General features: G+C 54.3%; 16 protein-coding genes. 10 read left to right on the top strand and 6 right to left on the bottom strand.

What is annotated here, in order from left to right:
* Positions 1–99: 99 nt before the first annotated feature.
* Positions 100–864, bottom strand: a complete 765-nt coding sequence (gene pdhR, locus CUN67_RS03420) for a pyruvate dehydrogenase complex transcriptional repressor PdhR (protein WP_084872735.1) — start codon at positions 862–864, stop codon at positions 100–102.
* A gap of 505 nt (positions 865–1,369) precedes the next feature.
* On the opposite strand from pdhR, the gene aroP reads away from it, so the two are divergent.
* From aroP to CUN67_RS03405, 3 genes are all read left to right on the top strand, one after another.
* A complete protein-coding gene (aroP, locus tag CUN67_RS03415) occupies positions 1,370–2,725 on the top strand; it encodes an aromatic amino acid transporter AroP (RefSeq protein ID WP_208714011.1) in 1,356 nt (451 codons plus the stop codon).
* A gap of 172 nt (positions 2,726–2,897) precedes the next feature.
* Entirely contained in the window at positions 2,898–4,310 is a 1,413-nt protein-coding gene (locus CUN67_RS03410) for a glycoside-pentoside-hexuronide (GPH):cation symporter (protein WP_208714010.1), read from the top strand.
* Positions 4,307–5,266 (top strand): glycoside hydrolase family 43 protein, encoded by a 960-nt coding sequence (locus CUN67_RS03405; protein WP_208714009.1) that lies wholly within the window; start codon positions 4,307–4,309, stop codon positions 5,264–5,266. Before CUN67_RS03410 ends, CUN67_RS03405 begins: the two co-directional genes overlap by 4 nt.
* On the opposite strand, the gene ampE is transcribed toward CUN67_RS03405, so the two are convergent.
* Together ampE and ampD are read right to left on the bottom strand one after the other, a co-directional pair.
* The gene (ampE, locus tag CUN67_RS03400; RefSeq protein ID WP_208714008.1) at positions 5,248–6,102 is read right to left on the bottom strand and encodes a beta-lactamase regulator AmpE; all 855 of its coding nucleotides are present in this window, start codon (positions 6,100–6,102) and stop codon (positions 5,248–5,250) included. The genes CUN67_RS03405 and ampE overlap by 19 nt on opposite strands.
* A gap of 16 nt (positions 6,103–6,118) precedes the next feature.
* Positions 6,119–6,670: a 1,6-anhydro-N-acetylmuramyl-L-alanine amidase AmpD gene (gene ampD / locus CUN67_RS03395; protein WP_208714007.1), complete on the bottom strand. Its 552-nt coding sequence runs from the start codon at positions 6,668–6,670 to the stop codon at positions 6,119–6,121.
* Positions 6,671–6,852: 182 nt separating this feature from the next.
* Between ampD and nadC the strand changes: the two genes are divergently transcribed.
* The 4 genes from nadC (at position 6,853) to hofC (ending at position 10,948) form a co-directional block, all read left to right on the top strand.
* On the top strand, positions 6,853–7,749 hold the full coding sequence (gene nadC, locus CUN67_RS03390; protein WP_208714006.1) for a carboxylating nicotinate-nucleotide diphosphorylase: 897 nt from the start codon (positions 6,853–6,855) through the stop codon (positions 7,747–7,749).
* Positions 7,750–7,925: 176 nt separating this feature from the next.
* Positions 7,926–8,381: a prepilin peptidase-dependent pilin gene (ppdD, locus tag CUN67_RS03385; protein WP_208714005.1), complete on the top strand. Its 456-nt coding sequence runs from the start codon at positions 7,926–7,928 to the stop codon at positions 8,379–8,381.
* Positions 8,368–9,756 carry a type II secretion system protein GspE gene (gene gspE / locus CUN67_RS03380; RefSeq protein WP_208714004.1) on the top strand — a complete coding sequence of 463 codons (1,389 nt, stop codon included), beginning with the start codon at positions 8,368–8,370 and terminating at the stop codon, positions 9,754–9,756. Before ppdD ends, gspE begins: the two co-directional genes overlap by 14 nt.
* Entirely contained in the window at positions 9,749–10,948 is a 1,200-nt protein-coding gene (gene hofC, locus CUN67_RS03375; RefSeq protein ID WP_208714003.1) for a protein transport protein HofC, read from the top strand. Before gspE ends, hofC begins: the two co-directional genes overlap by 8 nt.
* A 33-nt stretch (positions 10,949–10,981) precedes the next feature.
* Here the strand turns inward: hofC and CUN67_RS03370 are convergent, their stop codons facing one another.
* On the bottom strand, positions 10,982–12,022 hold the full coding sequence (locus tag CUN67_RS03370) for a GMP reductase (protein ID WP_208714002.1): 1,041 nt from the start codon (positions 12,020–12,022) through the stop codon (positions 10,982–10,984).
* Between the two features lie 229 nt (positions 12,023–12,251).
* Between CUN67_RS03370 and coaE the strand changes: the two genes are divergently transcribed.
* The 3 genes from coaE to yacG are packed head-to-tail and all read left to right on the top strand — an operon-like array spanning position 12,252 to position 13,814.
* Positions 12,252–12,860 (top strand): dephospho-CoA kinase, encoded by a 609-nt coding sequence (gene coaE / locus CUN67_RS03365; protein ID WP_208714001.1) that lies wholly within the window; start codon positions 12,252–12,254, stop codon positions 12,858–12,860.
* 4 nt (positions 12,861–12,864) lie between these two features.
* Positions 12,865–13,608, top strand: coding sequence for a cell division protein ZapD (gene zapD / locus CUN67_RS03360; RefSeq protein WP_208714000.1), 744 nt, complete (start codon positions 12,865–12,867; stop codon positions 13,606–13,608).
* Positions 13,609–13,616: 8 nt separating this feature from the next.
* Positions 13,617–13,814 (top strand): DNA gyrase inhibitor YacG, encoded by a 198-nt coding sequence (yacG, locus tag CUN67_RS03355; protein WP_084872703.1) that lies wholly within the window; start codon positions 13,617–13,619, stop codon positions 13,812–13,814.
* Between the two features lie 25 nt (positions 13,815–13,839).
* Here the strand turns inward: yacG and mutT are convergent, their stop codons facing one another.
* Together mutT and secA are read right to left on the bottom strand one after the other, a co-directional pair.
* Positions 13,840–14,235, bottom strand: a complete 396-nt coding sequence (mutT, locus tag CUN67_RS03350; protein ID WP_208713999.1) for an 8-oxo-dGTP diphosphatase MutT — start codon at positions 14,233–14,235, stop codon at positions 13,840–13,842.
* A 153-nt stretch (positions 14,236–14,388) separates the two neighbouring features.
* Complete coding sequence (gene secA, locus CUN67_RS03345; RefSeq protein WP_208713998.1) at positions 14,389–17,094, bottom strand: preprotein translocase subunit SecA; 2,706 nt, start codon at positions 17,092–17,094, stop codon at positions 14,389–14,391.
* Between the last annotated feature and the right edge of the window lie 67 nt (positions 17,095–17,161).

The raw sequence follows: 17,161 nt of genomic DNA, 5'->3' as shown, positions 1-17,161 counted from the left end.
GTTGAATTGTCAGGAGCCTGTCTGCTTGTGCTTTGCTTCAGTTCACAGCACAAGAAGACAGGCCCGTCGCTTTTTGATCCGCACGTTCGTTGCCGCGCGTTATTCCTTACGTTGCTGTAAACGACGCAGGGAGCGTTCACGACGACTCTGCTCCCGACTTCTGTCCAGCAAGATTTCCTCAATGAACGCCAGGTGACGGTGTGATGCCTCGCGTGCTTGTTCTGGCTCACGAGCCACAATCGCCTCAAAAATACTGGCGCGGTGACCGCTCACTTTCGCCAGCATTTCCCGGCGAGCGTAGAGCAATTCAAAATTCTGACGGACGTTTTGTTCCAGCATAGGGCCCATGGAACGCAGCAAATGTAAAAGCACCACATTATGGGCCGCTTCTGTGACAGCGATCTGATACTGCATCACGGCATCCGCTTCGGCATCGAGATCGCCGCTGTCCTGTGCCTGCTGGATCTGAACATGGCAGTCGCGAATGCGCTGCAAATCCTCATCAGTGCCACGCAATGCCGCATAATAGGCAGCAATACCTTCCAGTGCATGGCGGGTTTCCAGCAGGTCAAACTGAGATTCAGGGTGTTGAGCGAGCAGGCCGATTAGCGGGTCGCTCAGGCTTTGCCAGAGATGTTTTTGGACGAAGGTGCCGCCACCCTGACGGCGCAGCAGCAATCCTTTCGCCTCCAGGCGCTGGATCGCTTCACGAAGAGAAGGACGTGATACATCGAATTGTTTGGCGAGTTCGCGCTCGGGAAGCAACTTCTCTCCCGGCCGCAGCGTCCCTTCCATAATGAGGGATTCCAGCTGTTGCTCAATTGCATCGGAGAGCTTTGGTTGGCGAATCTTACTGTATGCCATCTTCCCTTCTTAGTTATGCCAGGCATCCGGAGTAAATTGGTAATACCAATTGCCAAAAGGTGCCGGTAAAGTAACAAAGTATTCACCTTGTGTCTATATGGCAGCCGTCACACTTCAGGGGATTATCATTGGTTAAATGCGCTAAATAGCGCTGATAAAGACAGAAATAGAGCCTCAGGGAGAATTGTTAACAGAATTCTCTTTTACCAAACCTTACACAGATTTAGCGCGTCTCTTTCCCTGCAACCATAAGGGAAAACTATTCGTGTTTATTACCCATTCATGTCAGAAATAGCGCGGCAGGTCAGCAGTGGATGCTGCTGCTTTTTCCGTCATCTCTCAGCACAAAAAGCAAAAGCAGGTGCAAAGCGGCGCGCTTATCACTATTCTGGTCGCCAGGGTAGCTTACGTATGCACACAGCACGCCAGATACCGTAAATAAATGAGTACGTTATGTAAAAACAGCCTTACATAGGGCGTAAAATAACAACATCACGAGGTTCGTATGGAACAACAACATGGCGAAACGCTGCACCGCGGCTTAAAAAATCGCCATATTCAGCTCATTGCACTGGGCGGTGCAGTGGGTACCGGTCTGTTTCTGGGTAGCGCATCGGTCATCAAATCCGCCGGTCCGGCGGTGATTCTCGGTTATGCCATTGCGGGATTTATTGCCTTTCTGATCATGCGCCAATTAGGCGAAATGGTAGTGGAAGAGCCGGTTGCCGGTAGCTTCAGCCATTTTGCTTACAAATACTGGGGCAACTTCGCCGGTTTTGCTTCCGGCTGGAACTACTGGGTGCTGTATGTGCTGGTCGCCATGGCCGAGCTGACCGCAGTCGGTAAATATGTCCAGTTCTGGTGGCCGGACTTCCCCACCTGGGCGACAGCCGCCATCTTCTTTGTGCTGATCAACGCCATCAACCTGACCAACGTGAAAGTGTTTGGTGAGATGGAGTTCTGGTTTGCCATTATCAAAGTTGTCGCGGTCATCGGCATGATTCTGTTTGGCGGCTGGTTGCTGTTCAGCGGCAACGGCGGCCCGCAGGCGACCGTCAGCAACCTGTGGAACCAGGGCGGCTTCCTGCCGAATGGTTTCGGCGGGCTGGTGATGATGATGGCGATTATTATGTTCTCGTTTGGCGGGCTGGAACTGGTGGGTATCACCGCCGCGGAAGCCGACAACCCGGAGCAGAGCATTCCCAAAGCCACCAATCAGGTACTGTGGCGTATTCTGATTTTCTATATCGGCTCACTGGCGGTGCTGTTGTCACTGCTGCCGTGGACCCGCGTTACCGCAGATACCAGCCCGTTCGTCCTGATCTTCCACGAACTCGGTGATTCGCTGGTTGCCAATGCGCTGAACGTGGTGATCCTGACCGCGGCACTGTCGGTGTACAACAGCTGCGTCTACTGCAACAGCCGTATGTTGTTCGGCCTGGCGCAACAGGGCAATGCGCCGAAAGCGCTGCTGAACGTCGACAAACGTGGCGTTCCGGTGGCGACGATTCTGGTGTCTGCGGTCGCCACGGCGCTCTGCGTGCTGATTAACTATCTGATGCCGGGTGAAGCTTTCGGCTTGCTGATGTCTTTAGTGGTCTCCGCGCTGGTGATCAACTGGGCGATGATCAGCCTGGCACACCTGAAATTCCGTAAGAAGAAGAACCAGCAGGGTGTCACCACGCGTTTCCCTGCCATCCTTTACCCTCTGGGTAACTGGATTTGTCTGCTGTTCCTTGCGGCGATTCTGGTGATCATGCTGATGACGCCTGGCATGGCGATTTCGGTATGGCTGATTCCGGTCTGGCTGGTGGTGCTGGCCATCGGTTACGCGATCAAAAACAAAGCCCAACAGGCGTAAAGCTTCTCCTTCGGCCCGGCATTTATGTCCGGGCCGAAGTTCCCCTTCTTTAGATCTTCCTCACACTTTTTCCTGCCCAGGTGTTTTGTCCATCATCGTGACCAATTGGTCCCCGCCAGATTGCTGATTTTCCGTTAATAATTTTTGCACCTGTTATTACTGGAGATGAACAATGAAAGGAGCTGCACTCTCGTTCCGGGAAAAGCTGGGATACGGCATGGGCGATGCCGGATGCAACATGATTGGTGGTGCCATCATGTTGTTCCTCAACTATTTCTATACCGATGTCTTTGGGCTGGCACCAGCGCTGGTCGGCACCTTATTGCTTTCGGTGCGGGTACTGGATGCGGTAACGGATCCGATTATGGGCGCGATTGCCGACCGTACGCAAAGCCGCTGGGGACGCTTTCGTCCGTGGCTGCTGTGGGTATCCGTTCCCTATGTGTTATTCAGCGTTCTGATGTTCACCACGCCAGACTGGAGCTATGACAACAAGGTGATCTGGGCATTTATCACCTATTTCCTGATGTCACTGACCTACACCGCCATCAACATTCCCTACTGCTCGCTGGGCGGGGTCATCACCAATGATCCTGGCGAACGCGTCTCCTGCCAGTCGTATCGTTTTGTTATGGTGGGTGTCGCCACGCTGATCCTGTCGCTATCGCTCCTGCCGATGGCGGAGTGGTTTGGTGGGGATAACAAAGCGCGCGGCTATCAGATGGCGATGAGCGTGCTGGCGCTGATTGGCCTCGCGATGTTTCTGTTTTGCTTCGCCACGGTGCGAGAGCGTATTCGCCCGGCAGTGCCCAGTAACGACGATCTGAAAAACGACCTGCGCGATGTCTGGAAAAACGACCAGTGGGTACGCATTCTGCTGCTGACCTTCTGTAACGTTTGCCCTGGGTTTATTCGCATGGCCGCCACCATGTATTACGTGACCTGGGTCATGGGCCAATCGACCCATTTTGCCACCCTGTTTATCAGCCTCGGCGTGATCGGCATGATGCTGGGCAGTACGCTGGCCAAAATCCTCACCGATCGCTGGTGCAAATTAAAAGTGTTCTTCTGGACCAACATCGCGTTAGCCCTGTTCTCCAGCGGTTTTTACTGGATTGATCCTCACGCCACTCTGGCGGTAGTTATTGCTTATTTCCTGCTGAACATCCTCCATCAGATCCCCTCACCGCTGCACTGGTCGCTGATGGCGGATGTTGATGATTACGGCGAATGGAAAACCGGCAAACGCATCACCGGCATGAGCTTTTCCGGCAATCTGTTTTTCCTCAAGGTCGGGCTGGCTGTGGCGGGTGCGATGGTGGGCTTTTTACTCTCCATCTATGGCTATGATGCCGGTGCGAAACAGCAAGCCCCCAGCGCGCTGAATGGCATCATGCTGCTATTTACCGTGATTCCTGGTATTGGCTACCTGATTACCGCCGGGGTTGTACGTTTGCTGAAAGTCGATCGCAAACTGATGCGCACCATTCAGGACGATCTCGCCCTGCGTCGCGCCAATTTCCGCGACCTGCATGCTCCACACCCGCCCGCTGCCGCCACTATCGAACCCGGAGAAATTAAATGAGTCATCCATGGCCTAATCCGTTTATCACCCAGCGCGCCGACCCTTTTATTCTCCGTCACGACAAGGGGTATTACTTTGTCGCTTCGGTGCCCGAATATGACCGGCTGGAAATACGTCACGCTGCGACGCTGGCAGCGCTACCCGAGGCCGAACCGGTGGTGGTGTGGCACAAACCCGACACGGGGCCGTTTAGCGCACTGATCTGGGCACCGGAACTGCACCACATCAACGGACAGTGGGTGATCTACTTCGCAGCCGCGCCGAGTCGTGAAATCAAAGATGGATTATTCCAGCACCGCATGTATGCGCTGGTGTGCAGTGATGCCGACCCGCTAACCGGCCACTGGCAGCCCGTCCGGCGCGTCCACACGCCGCTGGATAGCTTCTCTCTCGACGCCACACATTTCGTCCATCAGGGGAAAAACTGGTATCTGTGGGCGCAGAAAGACCCGGCTATTCCCGGCAATTCGAACCTGTATCTTGCTGAATTGCTCAACCCCTGGACGCTGAAAGGGACACCGCAAATGCTGAGCCGCCCTGAATATGAATGGGAGTGCGCCGGATTTAGCGTCAATGAAGGACCGGCAGTGATTCGCCACGGCGACAGGCTTTTTGTCACTTACTCAGCCAGCGCCACGGATGAGAATTACTGTCTGGGAATACTGAGTATTGCTGCTGATGCCGACCCGCTCCAGCCTGGCGCGTGGCAAAAATCCGCCCGTCCGGTATTCAGCAGCAGCTGGGATAACCATCAATATGGACCGGGCCATAATAGCTTTACCGTTGATGAACAGGGGCGGGATGTGCTGGTCTATCATGCGCGCAACTACACGGAGATTGAGGGCGATCCTCTGTGGGACCCCAACCGCCATACGCGGCTGAAGTATTTTGACTGGCGCGAGGACGGCACACCTGATTTTGGCGTGCCGCCTGCCGATCACACCAGCGTGCCGTAGATGGTCAGCAACGCAACGACCACCACCAGCACCAGGGAAATACGCTTCGCCAGCGCAACCGCCACGCGCGGCGTTTCCACTTTATCAACATGTGGATCACGCGCGAGGGAGAATTGCGCCAGGCTGGTCAACACCTGATACTGCGAGCGATGCCAGTCGGTTAAGGAAGCGAACCAGGCTGGCAATGCGCGCTCACCGTGTCCGAGCAAGGCATAGGCGGCACCGGCGAGACGCACGGGAATCCAGTCCAGCAGGTGCAGCACGCGGTCAACGCCAGACTGCGCACGCTCCAGCGTTGAATGGTGTTTTGCCAGCCAGCTTTGCCAGGCGCGCAGAAACGCATAGCCCACCAGCAACACTGGCCCCCACGGGCCTCCCACCACAAACCAGAACAACGGGGCCAGATAGAAGCGGAAATTTATCCAGATAAGGGCGTTCTGTAGCTCGCGCAGAAAGTCGCGTTCAGTGCATTCTACCGGCACACCATGAATCAACGTCAGCTCTGCCGCCATCGCCTGATGAGCCGCCTTATCATCATGGCTCGCCGCTTTCAGATAGGCGTGATAATGCAAACGTACCGAACCCGCACCGATACACAGCAGGCCCACCACAATCCAAAATAACAGCTGCGCCACGCCAAATAGCAGACCTTTCAGACTCCAGACCAGCAGCCAGACAATCAGCATCGCTACCATCGTCATCATCAGGGTGCGGAATAACGAAAAACGCTGACGACCACGAAACAGCGGCTCCAGCCGATGATCGAGCTGCCAGTGTTCTCCCAGCTTAAATAACCGTTCCCAACCTAAAACTAATAACAAGCTAAACAACGTCATAACTGCTCCTGCTGTTTCAGGGATTCTCCCGCTTTAAGGCGTGTTTATAGCGTTCCCAGTCAAATGCCGGACCCGGATCGGTTTTACGTTCCGGCGCAATATCGCTGTGGCCGGTAATGCGTTCCGCGGTCAGTGGATAGTGTTGCATTAATAACGCCGTTACCGCCCGCAACGTGGCATATTGCGCGTCGGTGTAAGGCTGGGTATCGGTGCCTTCCAGCTCAATCCCCATCGAGAAATCGTTGCAGTTTTCCCGGCCTTCGAACTGAGATACTCCCGCATGCCAGGCGCGCTCATCGAATGAAACATATTGCACCAACTCGCCATCACGGCGAATCAGACAGTGTGCGGCGACACGCAAATGGGCAATATCGGCAAAATAGGGATGCGCATCGGCAGGCAAGGTGCCAGTAAACAACCTATCAATCCACGGACCGCCAAACTCACCGGGCGGCAAGCTGATATTGTGAATAATCAGTACGGAAGGCGTTTCATTTTCCGGTCGTTGATTAAAGTGCGGTGACGGCACTTTACGCGCACTGTTAATCCAGCCATCTTCCAGTTTCATGCCATTTTTCCTGCATTTAAGTCTGGCTGAGAATAACATGATTCTCCACGCCTGCTTGCGCGTTAATGCGAAAGCCGATGTGTGTTAAGGATACTAAACATTTTAGGCCAATGAACTGGCAATGCCGCTAAAATCGGGCTAAGGTGTGCGCTTACTATCTCGTCATCTGGAGCAGAAAGAGTATGGCATCGCGTCGTTACGATCCGGTTCGTCGCCGTCAGGAATTGATTGAGCGTATTGAGCATGACATCCCCGAAGCCGTTGCCCGCGCGCTTCAGGAAGATTTAGGTGGCGAAGTGGATGCTGACCGCGATATTACCGCGCTCTTGCTGCCCGCAGAAAAACAGGCCGACGCACAGATCATTACCCGTGAAGCGGGTGTTTTCTGTGGTAAACGCTGGGTGGAAGAAGTATTCATTCAGTTAGGCAATAAAGTTACCCTCACCTGGCACGTTGAAGATGGACAGGCTTTAGTGGCTGACCAGCTGTTATTTGAACTGCATGGCCCGGCGCGCCTGCTATTAACGGCGGAACGTACCGCACTGAATTTTGTGCAGACGCTCTCAGGCGTCGCCACGGAAGTCAGCCGCTATGTGGCATTGCTGGCAGGCAGCAACACCCAGCTACTGGATACCCGCAAAACACTGCCTGGCCTGCGTACCGCGCTGAAATACGCGGTGCTGTGCGGCGGCGGCAGCAATCATCGCCTTGGCCTGTCTGATGCTTTTTTGATTAAAGAAAATCACATCATTGCCAGTGGCTCGGTACGCCAGGCAGTGGAAAAAGCATTGTGGTTACAGCCTGATGTGCCGGTGGAAGTCGAAGTGGAAACCCTGAGTGAGTTGCAGGATGCGCTGAATGCGGGCGCGGATATCATCATGCTCGACAACTTCAGCATGGAGATGATGCGAGAGGCCGTGACGCTGACGCAAAAACAGGCGTTGCTGGAAGTCTCCGGTAACGTCACGGAAAGCACGCTGCCGCAAATTGCGCAGACAGGTGTGGATTATGTCTCAGTGGGTGCCTTAACCAAGCATGTGCGCGCCCTCGATCTCTCGATGCGCTTTCGCGATGCCTGATCGTTTTCTCGCGGAGGCGGTTCACAGAATATTTGTGTGGCCGCTTCCAGTTTGCTGTTCGTTGCTTTGCAAACCTGAATCTATTCTGCGCACGGCTTCCAGCCGTGCCACTCTGCCCTCTTCCGCTTAGCTCAACCCTTTTCTACCGTAGCGGCTCGACAACAAGGAGCCAGCTTATGGAACGACAACGCGGTTTTACCCTTATCGAATTAATGATTGTGATTGGCATCGTCGCCATCCTCAGCGCAATCGGTGTACCGGCTTATCAAAACTACCTGCAGCGTGCCGCACTGACGGATATGTTGCAGACCATGGTGCCCTTTAAGACGGCAGTCGAACTTTGTGCCATTGAGCGAGGCGGCCCGGCACAGTGCCAGGCAGGCGATCGCGGCATTCCTGCGGCCAAAGGTTCTCGCTATGTCGCAACACTTACTGTCATCAATGGCGTCATCACGCTGACCGGTCAGGAAAGCCTTTCTGGTTTAACGGTAGAAATGCAACCCATCTGGAATACCACTGATGGCACGCTTGACTGGCAACGCAGCTGCACCAGCGATAACAACAGCCTGCGTGAAAACTGCCTCGAACAGTTCCGTTTTGCTGACAAAGGTGGACGCAATGGAGAAATGTGATGCCATGCTCAGGGCGCTGTGCAAGCGCCACCACGCCATCATTCTGCATCATGACACCACGCTGCTGCGCGTGGCTGTCGCGGGAACACCTGACCCCGCCCTGCTGGAAGCGCTACAGTTTGCCAGCCAGTGCAAAGTTGAAGTGGAATGCTGGCCTGCCGCGCGGATTGAGCAACTGTTGCATGAACCGGGAAACACTGATAAGCCCCGTGAGCAGGTTTCGGCTGAATCGGCAATCAACGCCGTTGAGCACATCCTGCAACAAGCCATACAGCGGCGGGCATCTGATGTCCATTTCGAGCCGCAGCGCCAGGCGCTACGTATTCGGCTGCGCATCGATGGGGTTCTGCACAAACTGACGCAGTTGCCCGATGTGCAACCCGCTGCGGTGCTGGCCCGCCTGAAGATTCTTGGCGGCCTGGATATTGCGGAACGTCGCCTGCCTCAGGATGGGCAGTTTACACTCGATATTGAAGGCAAAACCGCCGCCTTCCGCCTCTCCACCCTGCCCGTGAGTCACGGCGAGAAAGCGGTAGTGCGTCTGATGCAGAGCGAAAACAGCGCCATTGCACTGGATAAACTTGGCATGCCAGCGATGCAACTGCGTCAGTTCAGCAACGCCCTGGCGAAGCCACAGGGATTAATTCTGGTTACCGGCCCAACCGGCAGCGGCAAGACCTTCACCCTCTACAGTGGATTGAGTGCACTCAATGTGCCGGAAAAAAACGTCTGCAGCGTAGAAGATCCGCTGGAGATCCCGCTGGAAGGTATCAACCAGACGCAGATTCAGCCTCGCAGTGGGCTGGATTTTAATCTGGTGCTGCGTGCGCTGCTGCGTCAGGATCCCGATGTCATCATGGTGGGCGAAATTCGCGATGCCGAAACAGCCGGGATTGCCGTTAAAGCTGCACAAACGGGCCATCTGGTGCTTTCCACCCTGCATACCAACTCCACAGCTGAAACACTGACACGATTGCGGCAAATGGGAATTCCCGGCTATCTGCTCGGCCCGGCATTGCAGCTGATCGTTGCACAGCGTCTGGTGAGGCGGCTATGTACACATTGCCGACAACCCGGGCAGGCGATAGCGCATTTACCTGTCGGATTATGGCCGGGAACCCTGCAAACCTGGCGGGCACCAGGTTGTGACCATTGCTTTTCGGGCTATTACGGTCGGCTGGCACTTTTCGAACTGCTGCCGATGACCGCTAAATTACAAAACGCGATTTCTGCCGATATGCCGCTGGAGCATCTGCTGTCACTGGCGAATCAGCAGGGAATGAAAACATTAGTCAGCGCCGGACTGGAGGCGGTTAGCCGCGGAGACACCTCACTGGAAGAGATGCAGCGTGTCATTGGGTTAGGTAATGACTAATCTCTACCATTTTCGCTGGCAGGCGCTGGACAGCACGGGAGTGCTGCAAAGCGGCGAGTCGTTAATTAACGATCAGGATGCGCTATTACAGCACCTTGCCGATCGCGGCATGCTGGCTGTGAGTTGGCAACGGGGCAAATGCTGGCGGACCCGCGACTGGAAATGGCAGCAAAAAATCGATCTGATACGCCAGTTAGCAACCTTACTCAGGGCAGGACTGCCTCTTGCTGAGAGCCTGACACTGCTGGCTGAAGGCCATCCGCATGCTGGCTGGCGCATATTGCTTAAAGGCCTGCAGCAACGGGTCATTACCGGGGTCCCCTTTTCTCAGGCGCTGCACGACTGGCCGCAAATATTTCCACCGTTGTTTCCCGCACTGATGCAGGTGGGTGAACTTACCGGGCAACTGGATGAATGTTGTCGCCAGCTGGCGCAGCAGCAAACCGGACAACAACATTTGCGGCAAAAAGTGGTGAAAGCACTGCGCTATCCGCTCTTCATTTTGCTGGTCGCGGTTGCCGTGAGTGCCGGAATGCTGTTGTTTGTGTTGCCGGAGTTTGTCGCGGTTTACGCCAGCTTCGATGCACCACTGCCTGCGCTCACCGCTGGTGTGATGGCGCTGTCCGCCCTGCTACAACAGGCAGCGTTACCCCTGCTGGCAACCGGTGTCTCACTTTCGGTTATTACCCGCCACATTTATCGACGATCGGTGGACTGGCAACGTCGTATACATCGCGGGTTGCTGCGATTGCCGCTGCTTGCACCACTGTGGCGCGGCAGCCAGCTCAGCCAGATCTATGCCATTTTGCAATTGACGCAGCAGGCAGGTTTAACCTTGCTGCAAAGTTTACAGGCGGTAGAAGTGACGCTGGCGTCACGACTTTGGCGGGAAGCCATCACCGACTTACAACAACATATTGCCGGTGGCGCACCATTGCATCAGGCTCTGCAACAACATCAGTTATTTACGCCATTGTGCGCCCAGCTCATAAAAGTGGGTGAGCAAGCCGGTGCCCTGGATGTGATGCTGTCGCGGCTGGCGGAATGGCACGAGGGACAAACATTAACGCGTGCCGAATCACTGGCGTCTGCGCTGGAACCGATGATGATGGTGGTGATTGGTGGCATCGTTGGCACTCTGGTGATTGCCATGTATTTGCCGGTGTTCGGGCTGGGTGATGCAATACGCTAACGGGTGCACATGGCATGCACCCGTTTCACGGCATCAGCGGGTAAACACCCGGTTTTCCTGTTCAGCAACACGGATAAAGGTGGTGCGCTTGGTCAGCTCTTTGAGTCTTTCCGCGCCAACATAGGTACAGGCTGAACGCAGGCCACCAAGAATATCTTTAATCGTTTCTTCAACCGGACCACGCAGCGGTAAACGCACCGTCTTCCCTTCTGCCGCCCGATATTGTGCCACGCCGCCCACATGGCGCTTCATGGCCGACTCTGAACTCATGCCATAAAACAGCATAAATTGCTCGCCGTGTTCCTCCACGAGGGTGCCTTCACATTCATCATGCGCCGCCAGCATACCGCCGAGCATGACGAAATCCGCGCCGCCGCCAAACGCTTTTGCGATATCACCCGGCACGGCGCAGCCTCCGTCACTGACGATCTGCCCACCCAGGCCATGAGCGGCATCTGCACACTCAATCACCGCCGAAAGCTGCGGATAGCCCACACCGGTTTTAACGCGGGTGGTACAGACAGACCCCGGGCCGATACCTACTTTCACGATATCTGCGCCGGAAAGAATCAACTCCTCCACCATTTCACCGGTCACCACATTGCCTGCGCAGATGGTTTTACCAGGAAAGCTTTCGCGGACGCGTTGCAGAAAGGCGACAAAGTGCTCGGAATAGCCATTGGCAACATCAATGCAGATAAAATTCAGTTGCGGGGACAGAGCCAGCACGGCAGTTAATTTGCGGAAATCTGCTTCTGAAGTCCCGGAGGAAACCATGACATGCTCAAGGACTGAGGCCGGAACACGCTGGATAAATGCCTGCCAGTCTTCAACGCTGTAATGTTTATGAACGGCAGTCAGCACGCCAAAACCGGCCAGTGCTTCTGCCATGGTGAACGTGCCCACCGTATCCATATTGGCGGCAATCACCGGTACGCCTGTCCAGCTCAGACCAGAATGTTTGAAAGTATAGGTACGTTCCAGCTCGACTTCGGAACGGCTTTTCAGGGTGGAGCGTTTAGGGCGGATGAGTACGTCTTTAAAGCCCAGTTTTAAATCTTCTTCAATACGCATAACAAGTGTCCTGGTTAGTGGCATCGAACCGCAGTTCGGGTAGCGCTCACGGCTCCAGTGTCGTTATCATACGCGCCATTCGTTCCGCGACAAGACTGCGAATTTCACTTTATTTAAGCTACAATCCGTTAAATTTAGCTGAGAAAATCGATTGTGATCGTGCTCTCATCTTGCTTTTAGTGATACGCAGGTTGTGGTGGCATGACAGTGCGAACTTCGGGATAACGTTATGCCTTTTACCGTTGCGCTAACGGGTGGTATTGGTAGTGGCAAATCTACCATTGCCAATGCCTTTGCGGCGCTGGGCGTTGATATTGTTGACGCCGACGCCATTGCCAGAGAAGTGGTTGAGCCAGGTACACCGGCATTGCAGGCCATTGCCCAACGCCATGGCGAATCAATTCTGACTGCGGAAGGCACCCTTTATCGCGCGCGTCTGCGCGAGATTATTTTTCAGCAGCCACAGGAAAAGAACTGGCTGAACCAACTGCTGCATCCGCTGATTAATGCGCGCACTCAGCAGTTAAAGCAACTTGCCACCTCGCCTTATGTGCTGTGGGTGGTGCCGTTGCTGGTGGAAAATGGCTTGCAGCATCAGGCCGATCGCGTTCTGGTGGTGGATGTGGATGAAGCAATCCAATTGCAGCGCACTCAACAGCGCGATGGAATTTCTCTCGCACAGGCCAAAAATATTCTTGCCGCACAGGCCAGCCGACAGCAGCGCCTGGCCTGCGCGGATGACATCATTGATAATAGTGGCACGCCTGATGACGCGCTGCCGCGTGTTGCTGAACTTCACCAGCGCTATTTGCGACTGGCAGCAGCAGGACAGGATTAACATCATGAGTACAGTCGTTCTATTTGAACATCCCCTGAATGAGAAGATGCGCACCTGGCTGCGCGTTGAATTTTTGCTTAACCAATTGCACGACACGATTCCCGTCACCAGCTCTGTTTCGGCTCTGGGTGTTTTCCGCATCATTGGTGATTTGCTGGATATCTTCGAACGTGGCGATATGCGCACGGAATTGCTGAAAGAACTGGAGCGGCAGCAGCAAAAATTGCGTGCCTGGCTCGATGTCCCCGGCGTCGATTTGCAGCGGGTTGACTCCCTCAGCAAGCAGTTAAAACAGCAATCGTCCGAGTTGATGCAGGCACCACGTATGGGCCAGCAATTACGCGAAGATCGCCTGGTTGGGCTGGTGCGTCAGCGTCTGAGCATTCCCGGCGGTTGCTGCAGCTTTGACATCCCCGGATTGCATATCTGGTTGCACCTCGAACAATCAGTACGCGACACACAGGTAAATGCCTGGATCGAGTCGCTGAATCCGCTGCGTCACAGCCTGGTGATGATCCTCGATCTCATTCGTCAGTCGGGTGTTTTCCGTAATCAAACCAGCCTGAACGGTTTTTATCAGGATAATGCCGAAGGCGCTGATTTGTTACGACTGCAACTGACGCTGGAAGACGCGCTTTACCCGCAGGTCTCCGGCCACAAGAGCCGTTATGCCATTCGTTTCCTGCCGCTGGACAGTGAGCGTGGTGACGTGCCTGCGCGACTTAATTTTGAACTGGCCTGTTGTTAGAGGATGTTATGCAGGAAGAAATGATTATTGTGTCTTGTCCCAATTGCGGTAAAGACGTGATGTGGGATGAGCTGAGTCCGTGGCGTCCGTTTTGCAGCAAACGCTGCCAGCTGATTGATTTAGGTGAGTGGGCGGCGGAAGAAAAACGCATCCCCAGCAGCGGCGACCTCACGGACAGCGATGACTGGAGTGAAGAGCAGCAGTAACCATCAGGGGCCTGTGCCCCTGATGTCAGATTTCGCCCGCGACCAGACGCGCAATCAGCGCATGGTTAGCTGGCGGAAATTCATCGGCAACCAGCGCTTTCTGTTCCACCCAGCGTTGCGGCTGCCCTTCTTTGCCCCACGGCTCACCTTGCCAGCCTTCGACCAGAAAGAAATGCAGCGTCACGCGCAGATCTTCATAGCTGTGATCGGCCTGACCAATCGCCTGGGCCGCCGTCACCTCAATACCGGTTTCTTCCATTAACTCACGCTTCAGCGCCTGTTCAGCGGTTTCGCCTTGTTCGATTTTCCCACCAGGAAACTCCCATTTATTGGCCATGTAGGAGCTTGCCGCACGCTGAGCAAGGAAGATCTGATGGCTGGCATTGCGAATGATGCCCACCGCAACTTGCAGGTGTTTCATAAACTGAGTTCCGCTAAAGATGAATGAAGCGCCATGTTTGTAGCGGCGCGATTTATCGCGCGTTTTTTTCTGCCAACACGCACAGAAATGCGCGATAAATCGCGCCGCTACAGTTTAACGGTCTGAAGGAGCCTGACGGCTCCTTTGTTCTTATCAGGCCAGGCGGCCGTGACACTGCTTATATTTTTTACCTGAACCACATGGGCATGGATCGTTACGACCGACCTTGCGTTCACCACCCTGTGCTGCCAGCGCGGCGGCTGCGGCGGTTTCATCATCCACATGGCTGAGTTGCTGCTGCTGTGCCAGACGCTCAGCGTCTTCGCGACGTTGTTGCTCCATCGCTTCCACTTCTTCCGGCATACGCACCTGAACTTTGCTCAGGGTGCTGATCACCTCATATTTCAATGATTCCAGCATGGCAGCAAACATGGCAAAAGATTCACGTTTGTATTCCTGCTTCGGATCCTTCTGCGCATAACCACGCAGGTGGATACCCTGACGCAGATAATCCATCGCCGCCAGATGCTCTTTCCACAAGGAATCCAGCGTTTGCAGCATCACACCTTTCTCAAAGTTACGCATCATTTCTACGCCCACCACTTCTTCTTTGGCAGCGTAGCTTTCTGTTGCGTGCTTCATGATGCGCTCGCGCAGCGTCTCTTCATGCAGATCCGGCTCTTTATCCAGCCATTCAGCAATCGGCAGATCAAGGTCGAAATCGGTGCGCAGACGTTCTTCCAGCCCCGGTACATCCCACATTTCTTCCAGCGACTGCGGCGGGATATAGGTGTCGATAGTGGCTTTGAACACATCTTCCCGGATGCTGTTGATGGTTTCTGACACGTCAGACACATCCAGCAGTTCGTTACGCTGGCTATAAATGGCACGACGCTGATCGTTGGCAACATCATCATATTCCAGCAGCTGCTTACGAATATCGAAGTTGCGGCTTTCCACTTTACGCTGCGCATTGGCAATCGCTTTGGTTACCCACGGATGCTCAATCGCTTCACCCGGTTTCATACCCAGCTTACGCATCATGTTAGAAACACGATCCGAGGCGAAAATACGCATCAGCGCATCTTCCATCGACAGGTAGAAACGCGATGAACCGGCGTCACCCTGACGGCCTGCACGACCACGCAGCTGGTTATCGATACGACGCGATTCATGGCGCTCAGTACCGATAATATGCAGACCACCGGCAGCCAGCACCGCTTCATGACGCAGCTGCCAGGCGTTTTTAATGTCTTCAATCTGGGCTTCAGTCGGCGCTTCCAGCTCTGCCACTTCAGCATGCCAGTTACCGCCCAGCATAATGTCAGTACCACGGCCGGCCATGTTAGTCGCGATAGTTACCGCACCAGGCTGACCCGCCTGTGCCACGATATCCGCTTCACGGGCGTGGAATTTGGCGTTCAGTACGCTGTGCTTGATCCCCGCACGCGTCAGCTCGTTAGACACCACTTCTGATTTTTCGATGGAGATGGTACCCACCAGCACCGGCTGCCCGTTGGCAGTACAGGCGCGGATATCTTCGATGATGGCATCAATCTTCTCTTTCTCGGTCATGTAGACCAGATCAGCCATATCTTTACGTACCATCGGGCGGTTAGTCGGCACGACGATGGTATCGAGCTTATAAATCGAGCTAAATTCAAAGGCTTCGGTATCAGCAGTACCGGTCATACCGGCCAGTTTTTCATAGATACGGAAATAGTTCTGGAAGGTGATAGACGCCAGCGTTTGGTTCTCGTTCTGGATTTCTACGCCTTCTTTCGCTTCAACCGCCTGATGCAAACCATCAGACCAGCGACGTCCCTGCATGGTACGGCCGGTGTGCTCATCAACGATGACCACTTCACCATCTTTAACGATGTAATCAACGTCGCGGGTGAACAGCGCGTGAGCGCGCAGTGCCGCAGTCACGTGATGCATCAGCATGATGTTGCTCGGTGAATACAGTGATTCACCTTCATCCATAATGCTCTGGCTGACCAGCAGTTCCTCGACTTTCACCAGACCGCGCTCGGTCATATGTGCCTGACGGCCTTTTTCATCCACCCAGAAATCACCTTCACCCTGGAAGGTATCGGAGTCTTCTTTTTCCTGACGAACCAGGTGCGGGATGATTTTATTAACTTTGATATACAGGTCAGAACTGTCTTCCGCCGGACCAGAAATTATCAGCGGCGTACGCGCTTCATCGATGAGGATGGAGTCCACTTCATCCACCAGCGCGTAGTGCAGTTTACGCTGTACACGCTCTTCCGGGCTGAACGCCATGTTATCGCGCAGGTAGTCGAAACCGTATTCGTTGTTGGTGCCGTAGGTGATATCGGCAGCGTAAGCGGCACGTTTGGCGATGGAGGGCATACCCGGCAGGTTGATACCCACCGTCAGGCCAAGGAATTCAAACAGCGGACGGTTATTTTCGGCGTCACGCTGGGCGAGGTAGTCGTTGACTGTTACGACGTGAACACCTTTGCCACTCAGCGCATTGAGGTAAGCGGGCAGGGTTGCGGTCAGGGTTTTACCTTCACCGGTACGCATCTCGGCGATGCAGCGCTCATTCAGCACCATGCCACCAATCAACTGCACGTCAAAGTGACGCATACCAAATACACGCTTACTGGCTTCACGTACCGTTGCAAAGGCTTCCGGGATCAGGCTTTCCAGCACTTCGCCTTTTTCCAGGCGCTCACGGAATAAACCGGTTTTGGCTTTCAGTTCATCATCAGAGAGCTTTTCAAAATCCGGCTCCATCTTGTTGATGACATCCACAACTTTGCGCATACGACGCAGAGTACGATCATTGCTGCTACCAAAAACTTTAGTTAACAATTTGATTAACATGATAAATATATTCTCAATTCAGCCGTGACTTCACGGGCTGCGAAATCTAAACAGTGTGTGGAAAAAA

Source organism: Pantoea cypripedii, assembly GCF_011395035.1.
Taxonomy (GTDB): Bacteria; Pseudomonadota; Gammaproteobacteria; order Enterobacterales; family Enterobacteriaceae; genus Pantoea; species Pantoea cypripedii_A.
Note: the sequence above shows the minus strand (reverse complement) of the source record. Positions and strands in the feature narration are given on the sequence as shown.

What these genes read in the sequence shown, in the direction of transcription:
- pdhR (WP_084872735.1), bottom strand. Translation starts at nt 864, where the DNA reads ATGGCATACAGTAAGATTCGCCAACCAAAGCTCTCCGATGCAATTGAG.
- aroP (WP_208714011.1), top strand. Translation starts at nt 1,370, where the DNA reads ATGGAACAACAACATGGCGAAACGCTGCACCGCGGCTTAAAAAATCGC.
- CUN67_RS03410 (WP_208714010.1), top strand. Translation starts at nt 2,898, where the DNA reads ATGAAAGGAGCTGCACTCTCGTTCCGGGAAAAGCTGGGATACGGCATG.
- CUN67_RS03405 (WP_208714009.1), top strand. Translation starts at nt 4,307, where the DNA reads ATGAGTCATCCATGGCCTAATCCGTTTATCACCCAGCGCGCCGACCCT.
- ampE (WP_208714008.1), bottom strand. Translation starts at nt 6,102, where the DNA reads ATGACGTTGTTTAGCTTGTTATTAGTTTTAGGTTGGGAACGGTTATTT.
- ampD (WP_208714007.1), bottom strand. Translation starts at nt 6,670, where the DNA reads ATGAAACTGGAAGATGGCTGGATTAACAGTGCGCGTAAAGTGCCGTCA.
- nadC (WP_208714006.1), top strand. Translation starts at nt 6,853, where the DNA reads ATGGCATCGCGTCGTTACGATCCGGTTCGTCGCCGTCAGGAATTGATT.
- ppdD (WP_208714005.1), top strand. Translation starts at nt 7,926, where the DNA reads ATGGAACGACAACGCGGTTTTACCCTTATCGAATTAATGATTGTGATT.
- gspE (WP_208714004.1), top strand. Translation starts at nt 8,368, where the DNA reads ATGGAGAAATGTGATGCCATGCTCAGGGCGCTGTGCAAGCGCCACCAC.
- hofC (WP_208714003.1), top strand. Translation starts at nt 9,749, where the DNA reads ATGACTAATCTCTACCATTTTCGCTGGCAGGCGCTGGACAGCACGGGA.
- CUN67_RS03370 (WP_208714002.1), bottom strand. Translation starts at nt 12,022, where the DNA reads ATGCGTATTGAAGAAGATTTAAAACTGGGCTTTAAAGACGTACTCATC.
- coaE (WP_208714001.1), top strand. Translation starts at nt 12,252, where the DNA reads ATGCCTTTTACCGTTGCGCTAACGGGTGGTATTGGTAGTGGCAAATCT.
- zapD (WP_208714000.1), top strand. Translation starts at nt 12,865, where the DNA reads ATGAGTACAGTCGTTCTATTTGAACATCCCCTGAATGAGAAGATGCGC.
- yacG (WP_084872703.1), top strand. Translation starts at nt 13,617, where the DNA reads ATGCAGGAAGAAATGATTATTGTGTCTTGTCCCAATTGCGGTAAAGAC.
- mutT (WP_208713999.1), bottom strand. Translation starts at nt 14,235, where the DNA reads ATGAAACACCTGCAAGTTGCGGTGGGCATCATTCGCAATGCCAGCCAT.
- secA (WP_208713998.1), bottom strand. Translation starts at nt 17,094, where the DNA reads ATGTTAATCAAATTGTTAACTAAAGTTTTTGGTAGCAGCAATGATCGT.